A 22,439-nucleotide genomic window follows, 5' to 3' on the forward strand; every position below is an offset into this window, starting at 1 on the left:
TTTATTAAGCTAACTCACCAGGTACAAGAGGTACAAATCGCACCATCTCGATAACACTCGATAAGAACTCATCACCGTGGCGAACAATCTTCAACAGTTGTTGTTCATCATCTCCGACCGGAATTAATAAGCGCCCTCCATCTTTCAACTGCTGCAAAAGCGCTTGAGGGATCGACTCTGCAGCAGCAGTGACAATAATCGCATCAAAAGGCGCCTTAGAAGACCAACCTTGCCAACCATCACCGTGCTTGGTTGAGATGTTGTAGAAATCGAGTTGCTTCAACCTACGCTTAGCATCCCATTGTAGCGACTTTATTCTTTCAACCGAATACACGTGATCAACCAACTGAGCCAAAACAGCCGTTTGATAACCAGAACCCGTTCCGATCTCCAAAACGCGGCTGTCTTGTTGTAACTCAAGCAGCTCGGTCATTTTAGCAACAATGTAAGGCTGAGAAATTGTCTGCCCCTGCCCGATAGGCAGCGCATTATTATCATAGGCCTGGTGATGCATAGCCTGTGATAAAAAGCTCTCTCTCGGTAGTAAGTAAATAGCATCAAGAACCTTTTGATCCTGAATACCATTTTCTATCAGAAAAGTAACTAAGCGCTCAGCTTGTGGATTACTCACTTATTTATCCCCTAACCATGTAGTCATCGCACCCAACGACTCATGTGCCGTCAGATCAACTTGTAGTGGTGTTACCGACACAAAACCATGTTCAATGGCGTAAAAATCAGTACCCTCACCAGCATCTTGCTCCTTACCAGGAGGGCCAAGCCAATAGATATCATGACCACGTGGGTCTTTCTGCTTAATCATATCTTCAGCATGGTGACGAGCACCTAGACGTGTCACCTGAGTACCCGATATTTGGTCTAATGCTAAGTCAGGGACGTTCACGTTTAACAGGCGATTGGTCGGGATTGGGTTTGCTAAATGTTGTTCGACAATACGGCGAGCAACCGCTGCTGCTGTCTTAAAATGTTGTTTTCCAACCAGAGAAAATGCCACCGATTGAACACCTAGAAAGTGGCCTTCCATTGCTGCTGCGACTGTACCTGAATAAAGCACGTCATCACCAAGGTTAGCTCCGTGATTAATACCCGTTAAAACCAGATCAGGCATGTCACTCTTTAGGAGTTCGTTCAATGCGAAATGTACACAGTCGGTCGGTGTTCCTTGTACCGAATAGGTATTTCTAGCAATCTCTTGAACACGCAAAGGCTGTTCCAAAGTTAATGAATTTGAAGCACCAGAGCGATTACGGTCAGGTGCCACAATGATAACTTCAGCAAGATCACGTAATTCATTTGCCAGCTCATGAATACCTTGAGCATGCACACCATCATCGTTGCTGAGTAAAATCTTCATCTTGTATCCTTTCTTTTGTACCAATGCCAAGTCACTTAAATACCGATATAAAGTCACTTAAATATCAATATAAAGTGACTTAGACCCAAGCAGAATCATTATTGCTCGTAGGTTCTTTCTACGTGTACTTCTTCAACTAACTCACGAACGATAGCGGTTGCGAAGCAGCCTGCGTCCAGAGAGAATTTAAGAGTGACATTGTCTTCGTTTACTTCCCACACTAAACCCATCGGCTTCAACGAGGCTTCACGGCGATCATGGCGCATACGGTTGCCACAAATAAGCGCCATTAGATCCGGTTCAGCATCAAGGTGTTTCTGCTCTAGAGCTTGAGACGCATCCGTCGTCGGTAACGCATTATCTCCAGCTAAAGCAACGGTAATAAACGCAGAACCATTGGCGATATCTTGGTTTACAGCTTCGATATTAGCGGCTGTCACAGCAAGTTGAGCATCGTTTTTAACTACAATATCGCCGACCAATGCCGAAGCAAACGCATCGTGCTCAATACGGTCAGAAAGAATTAAGTTGTAGATCCAAGAACGAGCTGCAGAGAGGTACAAGCTGCGCTTATTTTGATTACGTGTACGAACGTTTTCACGCCCCCAACGACGAGCTTCAGATAAGTTGTTACCTTCATTGCCAAACCTCTGAGCACCAAAGTAATTTGGCACGCCCACTTGAGCGACTTTTTCCAAACGTTTGACTACATCATCGCAGTCCGTTACTTCAGACAAAGTTAGCTCGAATTGGTTGCCAACTAAATCGCCTGGACGTAACTTTTTGTTGTGGCGTGCTGTCGCCAAGATCTCAATGCTTGGGTATTGTGCAAGAAAAGCAGAAAAGTCAGGTTCACCTTTTGGTAGATGCACGCTCAACCACTGTTCTGTCACAGCATGACGGTCTTTCAAACCAGCCCAACTCACGTCTTTCGACTTAACACCACACGCTTTAGCCAGCTCGTTTGCTACAAAGCTCGTGTTCTCACCCGTTTTACGAATACGAACCATAAGGTGTTCGCCTTCACCAGTGAACTCAAAACCTAAGTCTTCATTAACGACAAAGTGTTCGGCTTTTGCTTTTAGTTTTGCTTTCGCAGTTGGTTTACCGTTTAGATAAGCCAATGAAGATAAAATATCTGACATGCTGTTCTTTTCGTGTTGGTGCTTACGCACTTTTAGTAATTAGGACCACCGCTTCACATGCGATGCCCTCTTTGCGACCTGTAAAACCTAAACGCTCAGTGGTCGTCGCTTTTACATTCACATTGCTAATGCTGGTTTCTAAATCTTGTGCGATAGCGTGGCACATAGAGTCTATATGAGGCGCCATCTTTGGAGCTTGCGCCATGATAGTAATATCGGCATTACCAATCACGTAGCCTTGTTCTTTTACTCGACGATAAACATCTTTTAGCAGTTCACGGCTATCCGCGCCTTTCCACTCATCATCAGTATCGGGGAAATGACGACCAATATCACCGGCAGCAATCGCACCTAATAAAGCGTCACACAACGCATGAAGGGCAACATCACCATCTGAGTGTGCGATAAGACCCTGCTCATAAGGGACTCTAACGCCACCTATAATTACCGGACCTTCACCACCAAACTTATGTACATCAAAGCCATGGCCAATACGAATCATCATTATTCCTTATTCTGACTTAAATAGAACTCAGCAAGTGCTAAATCTTCAGGCTGAGTAATCTTAAAATTATCTGAACGCCCTGCCACTAAAGCTGGCGATAAACCTTTCCATTCAAAGGCTGAGGCTTCATCGGTAATCGAAACGCCTTGTTGCAACGCCTCGCTTAATGCATTCCACAGAGGCTTTGCTCTGAACATTTGCGGCGTAAGTGCATGCCATAGATCGGCTCGCTCAACGGTATGTTCGATCTGCCCTTGGGCACCTCGCTTCATCGTGTCACGAACTGGCGCCGCTAAAATAGCCCCTACATCATGGCTCATCGCGCCGGAAATTAGCTTGTCGATATCACTGAGTTGAACACAAGGCCTTGCCGCATCGTGAACCATTACCCAATCGCTAAGCTGCTGCTCAGCGATACAGTTTAGCGCAGAGAGTACCGAGTCCGCTCGTTCGCTTCCGCCAGACACTCTGACCACTTTTGGATTCTGGTTGAGTGCTAACTCCGGGTAATAGGGGTCATCATCGCTGATCGCAACGACAATTTGAGAGACTTGTGGATGAGACAGTAATTTCTCAATGGTGTGCTCTAAAATCGTTTTGCCGTTAATCTTAAGATATTGCTTAGGGCGGTCTGCTTTCATTCGGCTACCGACGCCCGCTGCAGGTACAACGGCAATCACACTTTGAAGTTGAGTCGACATTAATGGGATTCCTCACCAATGATGCGGAAAAACGTTTCGCCTTCTTTTACCATTCCAAGCTCATGACGTGCGCGCTCTTCTATCGCGTCTAAGCCTTGGCGTAGATCATCGATTTCCGCAAACATCTCTGCGTTACGAAGATGAAGCTTTTCGTTTACTTGCTGTTGAACTTGGATTTCGTTGTTCACACCGTAGTAATCAGAAATACCATTTTTACCGAGCCACAGTGTGTGTTGTAGCCAGCCAAACACTATGAGCAGTACTAAAGCAAAAATTCGCATAACACCTTTCGCCGGTTGAAAAAGAAGGAACTAGAATAAGGCACATATATACCATAATGAGCTTATTGGTGCGAGATATGTGGTGTTAGGGAATCAATAAGTCGGAGAATTATTGTCGGGATAAGTATGGTAACAATGAGATTCCCGACTCCTTCCTTCGTCAGTCTAGGGAATGACGAACTTTAGATGTAACGAGGAGGAGCTTTAGAAATTAGATCTCACTTTCCTACAAGCAAAAAAAAACGCCCTACCGAAGTAGAGCGTTTTCAAAAGCTTTAAGCTAACAATTCACGAGGCTTTAAGTCTTGAAGAAAGTGCTGACCTTTAACGTCTTTAAGACCGCTTTCGTTGTAAAAAGGAGGAGTTTTAGAACCTAGAGCTTCTTCCCGTCATTTTCTACAGACAAAAAAATGCCCCGCATAAGCGAGGCATTTAAAAAGCTTAGATTAATAATTCGCTAGGAATTATTGACCTTTAACTTCTTTAAGACCGTTGTAAGGAGCTTTAGAACCTAGAGCTTCTTCGATACGGATAAGTTGGTTGTACTTAGCAACACGGTCAGAACGGCTCATAGAACCAGTTTTGATTTGACCTGCAGCTGTACCTACCGCTAGATCAGCGATAGTTGCATCTTCAGTTTCGCCAGAACGGTGAGAGATTACTGCAGTGTAGCCAGCGTCTTTAGCCATCTTGATAGCAGCTAGAGTCTCTGTTAGAGAACCGATTTGGTTGAACTTGATAAGGATAGAGTTAGCTACGCCTTTCTCGATACCTTCAGCAAGAATCTTAGTGTTTGTAACGAACAGATCGTCACCAACTATTTGAAGCTTGTCGCCTAGAAGTTCAGTTTGGTGCTTGAAGCCATCCCAATCAGACTCGTCAAGACCGTCTTCGATAGAAACGATTGGGAAGTTGTTCGCTAGCTCAGCTAGGTAGTGGTTGAACTCTACAGAAGTGAAAGTTTTACCTTCGCCCTTCATGTTGTAGATACCAGCTTCTTTGTCAAAGAACTCAGATGCTGCACAGTCCATAGCAAGAGTAACGTCTTTACCTAGTTCGTAACCAGCAGCTGCAACAGCTTCTGCGATAACTTCTAGAGCTTCAGCGTTAGACTTAAGGTTAGGAGCGAAACCACCTTCATCACCAACTGCAGTGCTGTAGCCTTTAGACTTAAGAACTTTAGCTAGGTTGTGGAATACTTCAGCGCCGATACGTAGACCTTCTTTAAGAGTCTTAGCGCCAACTGGTTGGATCATGAACTCTTGGATGTCAACGTTGTTATCTGCGTGCTCACCACCGTTGATGATGTTCATCATTGGTAGAGGCATAGAGAATTGACCAGCAGTACCGTTTAGCTCAGCAATGTGCTCGTATAGAGGCATGCCTTTCGCAGCAGCAGCAGCTTTTGCGTTAGCTAGAGATACAGCTAGGATAGCGTTCGCACCGAACTTAGACTTGTTTTCAGTACCGTCTAGGTCAAGCATGATTTGGTCAACGTCAGCTTGTGCTTTAGCGTCAGAACCTACTAGAGCTTCAGCGATTGGGCCGTTTACAGCTTCAATAGCTTTAAGAACACCTTTACCTAGGAAACGTGATTTGTCGCCGTCACGTAGCTCAAGAGCTTCGCGTGAACCAGTAGATGCGCCAGATGGAGCAGCAGCCATACCTACGAAACCGCCTTCTAGGTGTACTTCAGCTTCTACAGTTGGGTTACCACGTGAATCGATGATTTCACGACCTAGAACTTTAACGATCTTAGACATTGAATGTTTCCTTCTCGTTGAATATATAAATGTCAAATTTAAAGGTAGCAGCACAACTTACGCAGCTACCTGTATTCCTTTTTACTTCTCTAATTCGCCGCGCTGGAACTCGCCAGCTGCTTTAACGAAACCTGCAAACAATGGGTGACCATCGCGAGGTGTTGAAGTGAACTCTGGGTGGAATTGAGCAGCAACGAACCATGGATGGTTCGGGTTCTCAATAACTTCAACCAGTTTCTTGTCCGCAGATAGACCCGATACTTTTAGGCCCGCTTTTTCAATTTGTGGACGAAGATTGTTGTTCACTTCGTAACGGTGACGATGACGTTCATGGATCGTCGCGCTACCGTATAATTCGTAAGCTTTTGTCCCTTTCGCTAGGTGACAAAGCTGTGAACCAAGACGCATTGTGCCGCCAAGGTCAGATGTTTCTGTACGCTCTTCAACTTTACCTTCGCCGTCAGTCCACTCAGTGATAAGACCAACAACTGGGTACTTAGTTTCAGTACAGAATTCAGAAGAGTGTGCCCCTTCCATTTTCGCAACGTTACGAGCGTACTCGATAAGTGCTACTTGCATACCTAAACAGATACCTAAGTAAGGTACTTTGTTTTCACGAGCGTATTGAGCAGCAAGAATCTTACCTTCAACACCACGATCACCAAAGCCACCAGGAACTAGGATTGCATCTAGGCCTTCTAAAACTTCTACGCCACGAGACTCAACGTCTTGTGAATCTACGTATTTAATATTAACGCTTAGGCGATTTTTCAAGCCCGCGTGTTTTAGCGCTTCATTTACTGATTTGTATGCGTCTGGTAGTTCAATGTACTTACCAACCATACCAATCGTCACTTCACCCGTTGGGTTAGCTTCTTCGTAAATTACTTGTTCCCATTCAGACAGGTCTGCTTCTGGAGCTGTGATGCCGAAACGCTTACATACAAGTTCATCAGTGCCTTGAGCTTTAATAAGCTGAGGGATCTTGTAGATAGAGTCAACATCGCGCATAGAAATAACTGCATTTTCTTGCACATTACAGAACAGAGCAATTTTCTTACGCTCGTTCGAAGGAATGTTGCGGTCTGAACGACAAACTAGAATGTCTGGCTGAATACCAATAGACAGCAGCTCTTTTACAGAGTGTTGCGTTGGCTTAGTTTTCACTTCGCCCGCAGCTGCTAGGTATGGCACTAGAGTAAGGTGCATGAACATTGCGCGTTCACGGCCTAGCTCTACTGCTAGCTGACGAATCGCTTCCATGAATGGTAGAGATTCGATATCACCAACCGTACCACCAACTTCAACAAGCGCGATATCGTGGCCAGCTGCGCCAGAAATTACACGTTCTTTGATAGAGTTAGTGATGTGCGGGATAACCTGAATAGTTGCACCTAGGTAATCACCGCGACGCTCTTTAGCGAGTACGTCTGAGTAAACACGACCTGCAGTGAAGTTGTTACGCTTAGTCATCTTGGTGCGAATGAATCGCTCGTAGTGACCAAGGTCAAGGTCAGTTTCAGCGCCATCTTCCGTAACGAACACTTCACCGTGTTGAGTCGGGCTCATTGTGCCTGGATCAACGTTGATGTAAGGGTCAAGCTTCATCATAGTCACTTTAAGACCACGAGCTTCTAAAATAGCCGCAAGAGATGCTGCTGCAATACCTTTACCTAGAGAGGATACAACCCCGCCAGTAACAAAAATGTAATTTGTCGTCATGTTTAACCTGAAATTGGTTGAATGAGGGAAATGGATTACTTCTGGACGGGATGAAAATATACCAGAAGCCCCTTATCGCCACAACGTGAAATCTATCACACTGCTATTTTTTATTTTTTGCTTCAAATCAATTCATGATAAAAGCTTTGATGATCTTTTCTCCGCCACTTTGACTTCATCCCATATGGAATCAAGCTGTTGTAGAGAAAAGTCGGTCAAAATTTTATCTTGCTGACGAACTTTTTGTTCCACACCTTTAAAGCGGCGTGAAAATTTCAGATTGGCTTTATTGAGAGCCGTTTCTGGATTTTTACCCAAATGTCGCACTAAATTGACGGTAGCAAACAACAAATCACCCAGTTCTTCTTCAACTAAATCTTCGTTTGGCGTTACTTGAAGCGCTTCTTCTAGCACCTCATCAACTTCCTCTAAAACCTTGTCGGCGACTGGACCAATAGAGTCCCAATCAAAGCCAAATTTCGCGACTTGCTTTTGAATTTTTGTAGCACGCGAAAGTGCAGGTAGAGAGTTTGGTATTGAGTCTAGAATACTTTCTTGAGTTTTGCCTGCCTGTGCTTTCTCTTTGGCTTTTTCAGCTTCCCAGTTGGCATTAATTTCGTCATCACTAGCAAACTCTGTATCAGAAAATACGTGTGGATGACGGCGCGTTAGCTTCTCATTGATACCGTCAACCACATCAGAGAACTCAAATAAGCCCTGCTCTTTTGCTAATTGACTGTAGAAGATCACCTGAAACAACAGGTCACCCAACTCTTCTTGCAGGTTTGGCCAATCTTTGTTGTGAATCGCGTCCACCACCTCGTAGGTCTCTTCGATCGTATGCGGCACAATGGTTTCAAAATTTTGTTTCAAATCCCAAGGACAGCCACCTTCAGGATCGCGCAGCTTAGTCATGATCTGTTCAAGTTGTTCAATCGGGTGATTCATCGTTTTATTCCTATTCACTGTCTTTGATTTTTAAATTTATAACGTCTTCTAAAACTAAAAAAGGTGAGTAGCCAAAACCACTCACCTTTCTATTTTTTCAGTCATCCTCAAGAGCGAAGAATGAGCGAGTTGGGGATCTCAAATCGCTTGGCGAGATTCCCTATAACGTTCGTCCCTCACTGTAGGGGATGACGACTATCTTTGTTTTACTAAGTAATTGGCTCTTCTAACAAGGCAACAAACTTACGAGACTTCTGAGCATAGCTTGCCTATGTGATGAAGCGAGTATAGTGCAGTTAACACAGTTAGAAGGCCAAGTACGACGTAAAAACTAGCCTAGGCGTTTTACGCTCATAACATCTTTGATCTGTTCTACTCGGCTTGTCACGCGACTCAGAATCTCAATGTTGGTCACTTCCAAATCGAAATCCATCACTGACAGCTGACGTTTATAGTCAATACGGCTCTTCATTGTCGTCACACTGACTTTTTCGTTCAAGAACAGGGATGTTATGTCTTTCAACAAGCCGGTACGTTCTAGCGCCTCTACACGCAGTGTTAAGATATACGAGCCTACAAAACCATCTCCCCACACCGTATCGATGATACGTTCAGGGGCATGTAGGTTAAGTTCACTTAACTGCTCACAATCGCTGCGGTGTACTGAGATACCACGCCCTTGAGTAATGTAACCTTTGATCACATCCCCCGGGATAGGCTGACAACAACGAGCCAAGTGGGTCATTAGGTTATCAACACCTTCAACAACGACAGCATCCTTTTTCGGACGGCTCTGATGTGCTGGCTTATTGTCAGACTCAAGCAACTTCTCGAGTGCTTTCTTATCTTCTTCTTCAGCCGTCGGCTTATTGACCAGAGCATTGATGTGATTAACCACTTGGTTAATACGCAAATCACCGCTACCAATACCTGCATACAATTCATCAGGTGTATTGACGTTGAATCGTTTCAGCGCATATTGTTCAGCATCTTTCAGTGTTGCGCCGACTCTGCCTAGCTCGACTTCTAGGATGTCTCGTCCAGCTTCGAGGTTTTTCTCACGACTCTGAGCGCGGAACCAAGCGTTAATTTTTGCTCGAGCTCGACTTGAATGAACAAAACCTGTGGTCGGATTTAACCAATCACGTGATGGATTCGGTTCTTTTTGAGTAATGATCTCAACTTGATCGCCCATCGCCAACTTATGAGTAAACGGAACGATTCGACCTGCGACTTTGGCACCGATACAACGGTGTCCAACCATCGAGTGAATGTGGTAAGCAAAATCCAACGGCGTTGCACCCATTGGTAAATCGACCACATCACCGCGTGGTGTAAAGGCATAGACTCGGTCATCAAAGACTTGGCTACGTACTTCATCCAGCATTTCGCCAGAATCTGACATCTCTTCTTGCCAGTCGATAAGCTTACGCAACCACGTGATTTTCTCATCGTAGCCACTGCGTACACCGCTAGAAGCACCTTCTTTATACTTCCAGTGCGCAGCCACACCTAACTCAGAGTCTTCGTGCATTTGCTTGGTACGGATCTGAATTTCGATGGTCTTGCCTTCAGGGCCAAGAACTACGGTATGAATTGATTGGTAACCATTGGGCTTAGGATTCGCCACATAGTCATCAAATTCACTTGGAAGATGTTTATATTTGGTGTGAACCACACCTAGACCGGCATAACAGTCTTGCAGTTGGTCGGCAATAATACGTACCGCACGCACGTCAAAAAGCTCATCAAACTCTAAGCCCTTTTTCTGCATTTTACGCCAGATGCTGTAGATGTGTTTGGGACGACCGCTGACTTCAGCATTGATGCTTGAACGGTTCATTTCTGATGTTAGGTCATCAACAAAGTCAGTGATGTATTGTTCGCGCACGATACGACGCTCTGACAGCTGTTTGGCAATCTGCTTGTAGGTATCTGGTTGTTGATAGCGGAAAGCGTAATCTTCAATTTCCCACTTTAGCTGACCAATGCCCAAACGGTTTGCAAGAGGCGCATAGATGTTAGCACACTCTTTTGCTGCCGCACGGCGAACAGCATCAGGGGCCTTTTTTACCTCGATGAGGTTGCAAATTCGTTCTGCTAGCTTGATGACGACACAGCGGAAATCATCGACCATGGCCAGTAACATTCGACGAACGTTATCCACTTGTCCCGAGGCAGCACTGCCTTCAAGGGTAACGTTGAGCTGGCCCAAAGCTGCCATTTCTTCAACGCCATCAATTAACTTTACGGTTTCTTTACCGTAACTTTCTTCAAACGCTTCACGCTCAAAAACACCGCTTGATACGACAGGGAAGAGTTGCGCTGCCACTAAAGTTGCGCGATCCATAGACAACGTAACCAAGATTTCGATCATCTCACGCCCACGCCAAAGCAGGAGCGACGCTTGCTCGTGATCTTTTAATAGCTCTTCACAGTGACGATAAACTTTGGTCAGTTTATTCGAGGTTTTTACGTCTTGATTCAGTGACGCAATCCAACTTTCTAGCTCAAACTGTTCGCTTGGGTTTAAATGTGCGCTTCGTACCGCAACCATCATGCCTTCCTAGTTATTATGTTTTATACCCAATTCAATATGACTAACTGATTCCAAGTTAGTTCGACTCATATTGATATCAGCGCAGGCTTCCCTGCGCCTTTGTGATTCATTTTTAAGCCTTATTTAAGGGCTTCTAAGCCTTGATAAAGAGAGCCATCGATTCTAGATGACTGGTATGGGGAAACATATCCAACATACCAAGTTTGGCTAATTGATAGCCTTGTTTTTCTAAACTCTCAGAATCTCTCGCTAGAGTAGCAGGATTACACGAAACATAAACCACACGCTTCGCTCCTAACGCTGAAATTTGATCAACGATCCCACTCGCTCCAGCACGTGCAGGGTCAAGTAATACTTTATCGAATTTCTCTTTTGCCCAAAGCTGTGAAGATAAATCTTCTTCGAGGTTCGCTTGATAAAACTCCGTATTGCTTAACTGGTTTAACGCCGCATTAGCCGTTGCCTGTTGAACCATTTCATCAACGCCTTCCACACCAACGACAAACGCCGATTGTTGTGCGATAGGCAGACTGAAGTTGCCTAAACCACAAAACAGGTCAAGCACACGCTCATCCGCTTGAAGCTCTAACCACTCAATCGCTTGAGCCACCATCTGCTGATTCACTTTCTGATTGACTTGGATAAAGTGGTTTGGCTCAAAAGGTAACGTCACGCCAGTTTCACTATAAGAAGGTGCATCGCCGACTAAGCGAACCAACTTATCGGTTTCAGGCATCGAGTACAGCGTTGCACCTTCTTCTTTCGCGAGCGTCATCAACGCTTGCTCATCTTTTTCAACCAAAAGTTTAAGGTGACGCAGCACCATAACAGGGCCAGTATCACCCAACACCAATTCAACATGTCCTAAAGACGTAAGGCTACTGAAAGTGTTCAGTAAACTTTTCAGTTTTGGCAGCAATACATTAAGGCGAGGGTCAAGCACCGCGCAGTCGGTGATGTTTTCAATCTGTTTACTTTGTTTCTTACGGAAACCAAACTGAAGCTGCTGTGTCTTCTTATCAACAAATAGACTGATACGCGCGCGACGACGATAACCGGTTTCATCACCGACAATCGGCTGGGCGACTTCGGTGTTAGCCGTTTGGTATTTGCTCATCAGGTGCGTCAAAGATTGTGATTTATGCTCAACCTGAGATGAGTAACCGAGATGTTGAAGATGACAGCCACCACACTGATTAAAGTGCTTACAAAATGGCTTTAAACGCAGCTCACTCGGTTGAAGTAATTTGATGAGTTTTGCTCGAGAAAACTTACTTTTGCTCTCAGTAAGTTGAATAACCACCTTCTCACCGGGCAATGCGCCATCAATGAAAACGGGTTTGTTCTTCTGATAAGCGATGCCAGCGCCATTGTGATCCATTCGTTCAACCAAAACCGATTGATGCTTGGTCTCGAGTTGAGTTTTCTTTTTTGGTTGGAAAAAACGTGCCATTGCTTGTGCCTAATGTATCTTTTAATAAGTAATTGGTATCCAGGACTCACTATTCTGTCTTGGAATCATTGTCGAACGTCACGGCTTTGATTAAGCTTACCGTTCACTTAACCGCCATTGTGTGCGTTATTTTCCCATATCCAGACCTCGATGTAATTAAAGAACATGACCAGATATGGCTTAAGAGCCCGTGTAATTACCTTAACTCTAGCTCCAACCCTAATTATTGGGCTGCTATTGAGTGCATTTTTCTCATTTAACCGCTATCAAGACCTTGAAGGTCAAGTGGTTAACACTGGTACTAGCATCATTGAACCACTAGCGATTGCGAGTGAGTCTGGCATGAAGCTCGAAAGTCGAGAGTCTGTTCGTCAGCTGATTAGCTATGCTCATCGAAAAAATTCTAAGCTGGTGCGCAGTATTGCGGTGTTTGATGAACGTCATGAGTTGTTTGTAACGTCAAACTTCCATCCTGATTTTGAAAGCCTGACCTATCCGAAAGATAAACCGATTCCGCATTTAAGCTCATCGAACCTGCTCGATAACACGCTGATTCTTAGGACACCTATCATCGCTGAGGGACAATACATCAACTCAGCTAATGGCCAGTCTCAAGCGAATCAAGCGATCGGCTATATTGCGATAGAGTTAGACTTGTCGTCACTTCGATTGCAGCAATATCAAGAAGTGTTCTCTGCCTTCTTGGTGCTGATCCTCGGTCTTGGACTTTCTGGGGTATTTGCCTTCCGCTTGATGCACGATGTAACCCAACCGATCACACACATGAAAAACATGGTCGACCGAATTCGTCGTGGCCACTTAGATGTGCGTATCGAAGGCAAAATGCATGGTGAGCTTGATTCACTGAAAAACGGTATCAACGCGATGGCGGTCTCGCTATCAGAATATCACGTCGAGATGCAGCACAGCATCGACCAAGCAACATCTGACCTGCGTGAAACCCTAGAGCAATTAGAGATTCAAAACGTTGAGTTAGACATTGCGAAAAAACGAGCTCAAGAAGCCGCTCGTGTTAAATCCGAGTTCTTGGCGAATATGTCTCATGAGCTTAGAACACCACTCAATGGTGTGATTGGCTTTACTCGTCAGATGCTCAAGACACACCTATCGAACAGCCAAACCGACTACTTACAGACCATTGAGCGTTCGGCCAACAACCTACTCAGCATCATCAACGATATCTTGGACTTCTCGAAACTTGAAGCCGGCAAACTCGCTCTAGAAAACATTCCATTTGAGTTCCAAGCGAGCCTAGAAGAGGTGGTTAACCTTCAAGCCACTAATGCTCATGAAAAAGGTCTTGAGCTTACACTTAAGATCGACCCGAAAGTACCACCAGGCGTTGTTGGTGATCCACTGCGTATCCAGCAGATCCTGACTAACCTTGTGGGTAACTCGATCAAGTTTACCGAGCGTGGCAACATTGACATCAGCGTTGAACTTCGTTCACAAAGCGAAGACAGCATTGAGCTGCAGTTTATGGTTCGAGATACGGGCATTGGTATCTCAGAGCGCCAACAAGCACAACTTTTCCAAGCCTTCAGCCAAGCCGATGCGAGCATCTCTCGTCGTTATGGTGGTACAGGCTTAGGTCTGGTAATCACCCAAAAACTGGTCAGCCAAATGGGCGGAGAGATCAGCCTAACCAGTCGTCTTCACCAAGGCTCCACCTTCTGGTTCACCCTGAGACTATCGACTACCGATATGCCGATGACAGAACTAATAGAGACTCAGTGCCTGCAAGACAAGCAACTGCTGCTTATCGAACCAAACATGCAAGCGGCATCAATTACTCAGCAGCTCCTAACCCAAGAAGGCTTGGTGGTAACGTACCGTTCGGTTATGCCTGACGAATCTACCTCGTATGACTACGTTCTACTTAACTTAGCCGCGAACCAAGAGTATCAATTTGATACCGTGAGTGGTTGGGCGATTGGCGCGAAGAAGATCGCTCAGAACGTGATTATTGGTACACCAAGTACCGAGCTAGCGTTGGGTGAGCAATTGATGAAAGAAGTCGATGTTCAGTGCATTACTAAGCCTCTCTCTCGCAAGAAGTTGCTGCAAACTTTGGTATCGAACCAAGCGCCAACCTTAATTGCACCCGCTATTGAAACACATTCAGAAGAGAAACTACCGCTTACGGTTTTGGCGGTCGACGACAACCCTGCCAACCTTAAACTGATTACTGCGCTGCTAAAAGAGCGCGTAGAGACAGTCATCAGTTGTACTAGTGGTCAGAAAGCTCTCGACAAAGCGACAGAGACTCCATTTGATGTCATTTTCATGGATATTCAAATGCCGCAGATGGACGGCGTGACCGCTTGCCAAAAAATTAAGGCGTTGGCGAACAATGCAAACACGCCTGTGATTGCTGTTACTGCGCATGCAATGATGGGAGAGCGTGACCGACTACTTGAAGCAGGTATGGATGACTACCTAACCAAGCCTATCGAAGAGCATGTGTTACAACAGGTTCTTATTCATTGGAGCCCTACCTCTGAGATTGAGCACATTGATAAAATAGACCCAGCTCACCCGGCGGTCTCTGCTGAAATCGACCACAACTCTGTTTCAGAAGTTGAAGCCAGCGAGCACAAGAACATCATCATTGATTGGCAAGCTGCTTTGAAACAAGCCGCCAATAAAGAAGACCTCGCACGCGATATGCTGCAAATGCTCGTAGATTTTATTCCTGAAGTTTATGAAGCCGCGGAAAAAGCGATCGAAGACAGTGACTACCCCGTTGAAGCGCTGACACACATCATCCACAAGATGCATGGCAGCAGCTCATACAGTGGGGTACCAAGGCTTAAGTCGGTATGTGCAACGATAGAGAAAGAACTTCGTTCAGGCACTTCTGTTGAAGACATTGAACCGGAGCTTTTTGAACTTCAGGATGAATTAGATAAGGTTCAAGCAACCGCGATTCATTATTTGAAACCAGCCAAGACCTAGCGAATATTTCTTATCTTACTCACAAGTTTACCAGCCAATAAAAAAGCAGAGCTCATGAGCTCTGCTTTTTTCTGTCTAGAACCTAGGGTGCTAGATATAATACCAATCACAGTAAGTAAGTGATCAAAAATAGCGTAGGAAAAAAGCTTGAGAACAAGGCAGCTCTTTTCAATAAATAGTTTCGATAAGTAGTTATTCTACAATCAAAAATTCTAACGAAGTTATCGAGTTTTTTAACAAGCTAGGGTGAACAGTTATTTACTACGATTGGTATAAAGTAGCGGTAATCTATTTACGACTCGAGTAGTACCGTCGCCACCGCATAATGGCGCTCATCAGAGATAGTCAGGTGAATCGACTTTGTACCACTCGCATCTGCGATTTCGCGCGCTTTTTTATGCAGGCTTAGAACTGGCTTGCCATGCTCATCGTTTGAAATCTCGAAATCGTGGAAGGTCACACCAAGAGCGATGCCTGTGCCTAATGCCTTAGACGCCGCCTCTTTTGCAGCAAAACGCTTTGCAAGGTAACGCCCTTTTTGCTTAAGTTGCTGGAATACTTCAAATTCAGAATCGGTCAAAATACGCTGAGCGAAAGCCTCACCACTTCGTGATAATGCCTTTTCAACACGTTCAATTTCTGCGATATCTGTACCTAATCCAACAACAGCCATGTTTACCCTATTACCAACTTCTATCTATTAACTTTTCGATTCTACTGATTAACCGCTTAACGCTTACAACTAAACGAATGCCGAGTTAAAGAACTAAGCGTTGTTGCGCGCTGTTTCCATCACGGCTTTCATGTCTGCAACGGCTTTATTCAAACCATCAAAGACTGCGCGGCCCATGATCGAGTGACCGATGTTCAACTCGTAAATCTCAGGAAGTGCCGCAATCGGCGCTACGTTATGGTAAGTCAGACCGTGACCCGCATTCACTGTAATACCAAGGTCGTCTGCGTAGCTTGCGCCTGCAGCAATCTTTTTAAGCTCGTCTTGTTGGTCTTCTTCAGTTTTAGCATCAGCATAGTGGCCAGTGTGTAGTTCAATGAACGGTGCGCCACACGCTTTCGCAGCATCGATTTGCTCACGATCGGCATCGATAAACAGAGATACTTTGATACCAGCAGCCGACAATTTTTCGGTCGCCGCTTTGATTTTTTCAAGTTGACCAACCACGTCCAAGCCGCCTTCCGTCGTCAGCTCTTCACGCTTTTCTGGAACCAGGCAAACGAACTCAGGATTAGTATCGAGTGCAATTTGAACCATCTCGTCCGTTACGGCCATCTCTAAGTTCATGCGAGTCTGGATTGTCTCAGCAAGAATTCGTACATCGCGATCAACAATATGACGGCGATCTTCACGCAAGTGAATCGTAATGCCGTCAGCACCCGCACGTTCAGCAATTTCAGCTGCGTGTACTGGGTCTGGATATTTAGTACCACGTGCATTACGTAGAGTTGCAATATGGTCGATATTAACGCCTAAAAGGATTGAGCTCATTTTCCAATACTCCGTGCTCTAGAGAGGGCTATTGTTGGCATAAATAGCTCTCTACTTTTTAATGGTTTGCCGCCAAGATACGGCTTTAAGGCTATGCGTGTAAAGCGTTTTGCCGCTTTTAACTGCTCTTTAGTGATAAACCTACGCTCACTGATTGCGATAAGTTCATCGCCCATAAAAGTCAGGTTATCTCGACGCACCGAAGCGATGAAGCCTTTCTGCTCTCGATAGCGATAAGTCATGCTCGGATCAATCGCTTCGCCAGTGCCCGCGCAGTGTAAAAAGTCGACGCCATACCCCATAGCGGAAAGTAGAGCCAATTCAAAACGACGCAGTGCTGGCTCAGGGTTCTCATTATGAGCGAGTTCTGTTAAGGCATGAAGATAGTCATGAAAAAATGCGGGCATGGCCACTTCGGCCATCAACACTCGCCCAACTAATTCATTAACGTACATTGCTGAATACAGATTAATGCCAGCAAGAGGAAGCCCCAAGCTGATCGGTTCAGCTTGGCGCAACGTTTTCATTGAACCATTGCCAGACCACTTAAGCAGTAGCGGCGTAAAAGGTTGCAATGCTCCTTTCAAATTAGAACGCTTACTCCGCGCACCTTTAGACATCAACGTCACCCGACCATACTCTTCGCTGAAGACGTCCAGAATCAGGCTCGACTCACTGTATGGTCGACGGTGCAACACAAAGCATCGCTGTAACCCTTCGCTCAATCACTTACCCTTCTTACAGATACAAAAAGAGAGAGTTCGCACTCTCTCTTGTATTTATATTCATTTCAACTTTCTTAATATCAGAAAGTGACGTTCAATATATTATAGATCGTCGATGTAGCCTAACGAGCGAAGTGCACGCTCATCGTCAGCCCAACCAGACTTAACTTTAACCCAAGTCTCTAGGTAAACCTTACGACCGAACAGTTCTTCCATGTCGATACGAGCTTCACGACCAATCGTTTTGATCTTCTCGCCCGCTTTACCAATCACCATCTTCTTCTGACCAGTACGTTCAACAAGAATCAAAGCATTGATGTGGAAACCATCGTTATCTGGGTTGTAATCAAAACGCTCGATTTCAACCGTTACTGAGTAAGGTAGCTCTTCGCCTGTGAATCGCATCAGTTTTTCACGGATGATTTCAGAGGCCATAAAGCGCTGTGAGCGATCCGTTACGTACTCTTCAGGGAAGTGGTGCGTCGCTTTTGGTAAAGAATTACGAACGTGCTTACGCAGTACATCGATATTCTTACCTTGCTTCGCCGAGATTGGCACAACATCAAGGAAGTCCATCTTCTTAGACACTTCCATCATGTGTTGCATCACGTCTGTACGGTCTTGAACGTTGTCTACTTTGTTAATGCAAAGGACAACTGGGAAATCTGTTTTTCTCAGCTTGTTCAGTACCATTTCATCGTCGTCAGTCCAGTGAGTACCGTCAACAAGGAAAAATACTAGGTTCACATCGCTCAGTGAGCTATTCGCCGCACGGTTCATCAAACGGTTGATTGCACGCTTTTCTTCGATGTGAAGTCCAGGAGTATCAACGTAGATCGCTTGGTAATCGCCTTCAGTTTCTACGCCCATAATACGGTGGCGTGTCGTCTGAGGTTTACGTGATGTGATCGAGATTTTCTGACCCAAAATATGGTTCAGAAGCGTCGATTTACCTACGTTTGGTCGACCCACGATAGCGATGAAGCCACAGTGTTGGTTTTCCGGTAGGCCCGTTTTTTTGCTATCAGATGAAAAGAATGCATCGATATCGAAATCTTGATTGTTATCAGACATTGCTTAGTTGCTCTAATGCTGTTTCAGCAGCCGCTTGTTCTGCCTTGCGGCGGCTAGTGCCTTTACCGATAACAGGTTTATCCACACCTGCCACTTCACACTCAACCGTAAACTCTTGGTTGTGTGCTTCACCTTTAATATTAGTCACTGTGTAGACAGGTAGGGGATTTCTTCGACCTTGTAAAAACTCTTGTAAGCGAGTTTTTGGATCTTTTTGAGATACACCAGGCTGAATAGACTCTAGGCGAGATTGGTACCAGCTTAAAATAATACGGCGAACAACCTCGGTATCACTATCTAAATAGACAGCGCCGATGATCGCTTCAACTGCATCCGCTAGAATAGAATCACGACGGAAACCGCCACTCTTCAACTCACCTGGACCTAATTTTAAGTAATCTCCTAGTTCGAATTCACGACCTAGTTCTGCCAATGTATGACCACGTACTAATGTTGCGCGCATGCGGCTCATATCACCTTCGTTTACCTTAGGGAAACGGTGGTAAAGATCATCAGCGATAACAAAACTTAAAATTGAATCGCCCAGAAACTCAAGACGTTCGTTATGTTTACCTGCGGCACTGCGGTGAGTCAGCGCCAAATGGATAAGATCGGCATCATTAAACTGATAGCCAATCTTTCTCTCTAGTTTATCAATTGGAGAATTCATGCTCTCTCGATGTGTTATGTGATCGATTAGTGAATCCCACCGATGCGATTAAAACGCACACCAGTAGGAATCCATGTTGGAAGTACACTGTCTGAACCGCGTTCGAATTCGAAGCTGATCCAAATAGCAACGGCCTTACCAACAAGGTTTGCTTCAGGGACAAAGCCCCAGTAACGGCTGTCAGCACTGTTGTCACGGTTATCACCCATAACAAAGTATTGGCCTTCTGGAACGATCCACTCGTTAACACCATTGCGAGGTTGATATGCTTGCACACGATCACGGCGTAATGGGTTAACTAAGATTTGGTGCTCCACGTCACCCAGTTGTTCATTCAACTGAATTAGAGGCACACCATCTTGAATAAATTGGCTTTCTTCAACGTTACTCAACTTCACTGGTTTACAGCTACTGCCACCCTTCGCTTGAATGCAGATTTCTTTATTGCTGCTGTAGCGAATGGTATCACCCGGCATACCAATAACACGCTTGATATAGTCGATATTCGGCTGAGGTGGGTATTTGAATACGATTGAATCACCACGTTCTGGTTTGCCTGTTTCTACCAATTGAGTGCGCCATACAGGATCTTTTAGACCATAAGCGTACTTTTCTACCAAGATGAAATCACCAACTAATAGTGTTGGCATCATCGAGCCAGATGGAATTTGAAACGGTTCATAAATAAATGAACGCAAAACCAAAACAAATGCAATTACAGGGAAAATGGACACACTGTTCTCAACCCACCAAGGCTGAGCCGTAACTTTTGCGCTGGTTGCAGCATCTAGGCCATTCGACTGTGCTTCAACGTCAGCCAGTTTGTGTTGGCGCTTCTTCGCCCACACAAACTTTTCCAACGCCCATACAATGCCGGTCACTAGAGTTACGATCACTAAGATAAGCGAAAATGTATTAGCCATTGATATCCCTTAAATTTCATTTCTTTAAAAATAACGAAAGTGAAAGAGCATAACTCTTTCACTCTGCTTAATATTTCTAATTTGTATCAATCATGCTGACTAAATGCTGGGAAGATTACGCAGGAAAAATCGTTTAGTTCGAGGCGCAAAGTGCAGTGACTAGTGGGCCTAATTGCAATCTTTGCAACAAAGAAATAAACGATTTTAACCAGTAATGTTCAGCAGATAGTTAGTGCGATTGATACCTAGTCTTTGCCAACATGAAGAATTGCTAAGAATGCTTCTTGAGGCAGTTCAACGTTACCGATCTGCTTCATACGCTTCTTACCTTCTTTTTGTTTCTTAAGAAGTTTCTTCTTACGACTGATATCACCACCGTAACATTTTGCGATTACGTTCTTACGCAGTTGTTTCACTGTAGAACGAGCAATAATGTGGTTACCAATCGCGGCTTGAATCGCGATATCAAACATCTGGCGAGGGATGAATTCTTTCATCTTCTCAACCAGTAGACGACCACGAGACTGGGCAATATCTTTGTGTGTAATGATCGCCAGTGCATCAACCGTTTCACCATTCAACAATACATCTACGCGTACCATGTTTGATGCTTCGTAACGTTGGAAGTTGTAATCCAATGATGCGTACCCGCGAGACGTTGACTTCAGACGGTCGAAGAAGTCTAGAACCACCTCTGCCATAGGAAGATCGTACGTCACAGCAACTTGATTACCGTGATAAACCATGTCGACTTGCACGCCACGCTTCTCAACACACAGTGTGATCACGTTGCCTAGGTAATCCGAAGGTACCAGAATATTACAGCGAGCAATCGGTTCACGAATTTCTTCTAAGTCATTAATAGCAGGCAGTTTAGCCGGGCTATCAACATAGAGAATTGTGCCATCCGTTTTTACAACTTCGTACACTACGGTTGGTGCCGTTGTGATTAGGTCTAGGTCGTATTCACGCTCTAAACGCTCTTGGATGATCTCCATGTGAAGCATTCCTAAGAAGCCACAACGGAAACCAAAGCCAAGTGCTGCTGAACTTTCTGGTTCGTAAAATAGTGATGCATCGTTCAGGCTTAGTTTACCTAGTGCGTCACGGAAGTTTTCGTAGTCATCAGACGATACTGGGAATAGACCTGCGTATACCTGAGGCTTCACTTTTTGGAAACCAGGTAGACGTTCTGTGCTGCCGCCTTTTGCAAGCGTCAACGTATCACCAACAGGTGCGCCAAGGATGTCTTTAATACCACAAACAACCCAGCCAACTTCGCCAGTATTTAGCTCAGTTGTGTCGATTTGCTTAGGTGTGAAGATACCTAGACGGTCAACACCCCAAACTTGGTCTGTCGACATTACTTTAATCTTGTCGTTCTTCTTCAGCTTACCGTTCTTGATACGAACCAAAGAAACAACGCCTAAGTAGTTATCGAACCAAGAGTCAATGATCAGAGCTTGTAGTGGCGCTTCTGGATCACCTTCCGGTGGCGGGATAGCCGTTACGATGTTTTCAAGAACGTCATCAACACCGATACCGGTTTTTGCAGAACAACGCGTCGCTTCCATCGCATCGATACCAACGATCTCTTCGATTTCTTCAGCAACTCGTTCAGGTTCAGCAGCAGGTAAGTCAATCTTGTTCAAGATTGGCACTACTTCCAATTCCATTTCGATCGCGGTGTAACAGTTTGCTAGAGTTTGAGCTTCAACACCTTGGCCGGCATCCACTACAAGAAGCGCGCCTTCACAAGCGGCTAGAGAGCGAGATACTTCGTAAGAGAAGTCTACGTGTCCAGGGGTATCGATAAAGTTAAGTTGGTAAGTTTCACCATCTTTCGCTTTGTAATCTAAAGTCACACTCTGCGCTTTAATTGTAATACCACGCTCGCGTTCTATATCCATAGAATCGAGGACTTGAGCTGCCATCTCACGTTCACTTAACCCTCCACAAACTTGGATTAAGCGGTCAGAAAGGGTCGACTTACCGTGGTCGATGTGGGCGATAATCGAAAAATTACGAATGTGCTTCATAGGCTTGGTGTGACTAAACTCTTTGAATAGGGATAATAAGAAAGCCGCAACGCGTCCAATCTACAGTCAGCA

The 22,439-nt window shown here is 45.0% G+C and carries 19 protein-coding genes; 1 reads left to right on the forward strand and 18 read right to left on the reverse strand.

Annotated features, from left to right (window positions below):
- Positions 1-4 precede the first annotated feature (4 nt).
- The 11 genes from OCV30_RS12950 to rlmD all read right to left on the reverse strand — a co-directional run bounded on the left by OCV30_RS12950 (position 5) and on the right by rlmD (position 12,453).
- Entirely contained in the window at positions 5-631 is a 627-nt protein-coding gene (locus OCV30_RS12950; protein WP_009847638.1) for a protein-L-isoaspartate(D-aspartate) O-methyltransferase, read from the reverse strand.
- Positions 632-1,375, reverse strand: a complete 744-nt coding sequence (gene surE, locus OCV30_RS12955) for a 5'/3'-nucleotidase SurE (protein WP_065678044.1) — start codon at positions 1,373-1,375, stop codon at positions 632-634.
- A 98-nt stretch (positions 1,376-1,473) separates the two neighbouring features.
- Entirely contained in the window at positions 1,474-2,520 is a 1,047-nt protein-coding gene (gene truD / locus OCV30_RS12960) for a tRNA pseudouridine(13) synthase TruD (RefSeq protein WP_029223074.1), read from the reverse strand.
- Between the two features lie 22 nt (positions 2,521-2,542).
- Complete coding sequence (ispF, locus tag OCV30_RS12965; RefSeq protein ID WP_029223073.1) at positions 2,543-3,022, reverse strand: 2-C-methyl-D-erythritol 2,4-cyclodiphosphate synthase; 480 nt, start codon at positions 3,020-3,022, stop codon at positions 2,543-2,545.
- 2 nt (positions 3,023-3,024) lie between these two features.
- Entirely contained in the window at positions 3,025-3,726 is a 702-nt protein-coding gene (gene ispD, locus OCV30_RS12970; RefSeq protein ID WP_009847642.1) for a 2-C-methyl-D-erythritol 4-phosphate cytidylyltransferase, read from the reverse strand.
- Positions 3,726-4,007 (reverse strand): cell division protein FtsB, encoded by a 282-nt coding sequence (gene ftsB / locus OCV30_RS12975; protein WP_012604777.1) that lies wholly within the window; start codon positions 4,005-4,007, stop codon positions 3,726-3,728. The genes ispD and ftsB overlap by 1 nt, the downstream gene beginning before the upstream one ends.
- 464 nt (positions 4,008-4,471) lie before the next feature.
- Positions 4,472-5,770 carry a phosphopyruvate hydratase gene (eno, locus tag OCV30_RS12980; protein ID WP_009847644.1) on the reverse strand — a complete coding sequence of 433 codons (1,299 nt, stop codon included), beginning with the start codon at positions 5,768-5,770 and terminating at the stop codon, positions 4,472-4,474.
- Positions 5,771-5,851: 81 nt separating this feature from the next.
- Positions 5,852-7,492 carry a CTP synthase gene (locus OCV30_RS12985; RefSeq protein ID WP_012604779.1) on the reverse strand — a complete coding sequence of 547 codons (1,641 nt, stop codon included), beginning with the start codon at positions 7,490-7,492 and terminating at the stop codon, positions 5,852-5,854.
- Positions 7,493-7,624: 132 nt separating this feature from the next.
- The gene (gene mazG, locus OCV30_RS12990) at positions 7,625-8,440 is read right to left on the reverse strand and encodes a nucleoside triphosphate pyrophosphohydrolase (protein WP_029223900.1); all 816 of its coding nucleotides are present in this window, start codon (positions 8,438-8,440) and stop codon (positions 7,625-7,627) included.
- Positions 8,441-8,771: 331 nt separating this feature from the next.
- Entirely contained in the window at positions 8,772-10,997 is a 2,226-nt protein-coding gene (relA, locus tag OCV30_RS12995; protein WP_065678043.1) for a GTP diphosphokinase, read from the reverse strand.
- A gap of 136 nt (positions 10,998-11,133) precedes the next feature.
- Positions 11,134-12,453, reverse strand: a complete 1,320-nt coding sequence (gene rlmD, locus OCV30_RS13000) for a 23S rRNA (uracil(1939)-C(5))-methyltransferase RlmD (protein ID WP_065678042.1) — start codon at positions 12,451-12,453, stop codon at positions 11,134-11,136.
- Positions 12,454-12,618: 165 nt separating this feature from the next.
- Between rlmD and barA the strand changes: the two genes are divergently transcribed.
- The gene (barA, locus tag OCV30_RS13005; RefSeq protein ID WP_065678041.1) at positions 12,619-15,432 is read left to right on the forward strand and encodes a two-component sensor histidine kinase BarA; all 2,814 of its coding nucleotides are present in this window, start codon (positions 12,619-12,621) and stop codon (positions 15,430-15,432) included.
- Positions 15,433-15,724: 292 nt separating this feature from the next.
- On the opposite strand, the gene acpS is transcribed toward barA, so the two are convergent.
- The 7 genes from acpS to lepA form a co-directional block, all read right to left on the reverse strand.
- Positions 15,725-16,105 carry a holo-ACP synthase gene (acpS, locus tag OCV30_RS13010; RefSeq protein WP_009847650.1) on the reverse strand — a complete coding sequence of 127 codons (381 nt, stop codon included), beginning with the start codon at positions 16,103-16,105 and terminating at the stop codon, positions 15,725-15,727.
- A gap of 93 nt (positions 16,106-16,198) precedes the next feature.
- Complete coding sequence (gene pdxJ, locus OCV30_RS13015; RefSeq protein WP_009847651.1) at positions 16,199-16,936, reverse strand: pyridoxine 5'-phosphate synthase; 738 nt, start codon at positions 16,934-16,936, stop codon at positions 16,199-16,201.
- Positions 16,933-17,661, reverse strand: a complete 729-nt coding sequence (gene recO, locus OCV30_RS13020) for a DNA repair protein RecO (RefSeq protein ID WP_012604785.1) — start codon at positions 17,659-17,661, stop codon at positions 16,933-16,935. The genes pdxJ and recO overlap by 4 nt, the downstream gene beginning before the upstream one ends.
- 102 nt (positions 17,662-17,763) lie before the next feature.
- Positions 17,764-18,735: a GTPase Era gene (gene era / locus OCV30_RS13025; protein WP_004735384.1), complete on the reverse strand. Its 972-nt coding sequence runs from the start codon at positions 18,733-18,735 to the stop codon at positions 17,764-17,766.
- Complete coding sequence (rnc, locus tag OCV30_RS13030; RefSeq protein WP_004735383.1) at positions 18,728-19,405, reverse strand: ribonuclease III; 678 nt, start codon at positions 19,403-19,405, stop codon at positions 18,728-18,730. Before rnc ends, era begins: the two co-directional genes overlap by 8 nt.
- Positions 19,406-19,431: 26 nt before the next feature.
- Entirely contained in the window at positions 19,432-20,328 is an 897-nt protein-coding gene (lepB, locus tag OCV30_RS13035; RefSeq protein WP_065678040.1) for a signal peptidase I, read from the reverse strand.
- Between the two features lie 245 nt (positions 20,329-20,573).
- Positions 20,574-22,367 (reverse strand): translation elongation factor 4, encoded by a 1,794-nt coding sequence (gene lepA / locus OCV30_RS13040; RefSeq protein WP_009847653.1) that lies wholly within the window; start codon positions 22,365-22,367, stop codon positions 20,574-20,576.
- Between the last annotated feature and the right edge of the window lie 72 nt (positions 22,368-22,439).

This window comes from Vibrio atlanticus (assembly GCF_024347315.1).
Taxonomy (GTDB): Bacteria; Pseudomonadota; Gammaproteobacteria; order Enterobacterales; family Vibrionaceae; genus Vibrio; species Vibrio atlanticus.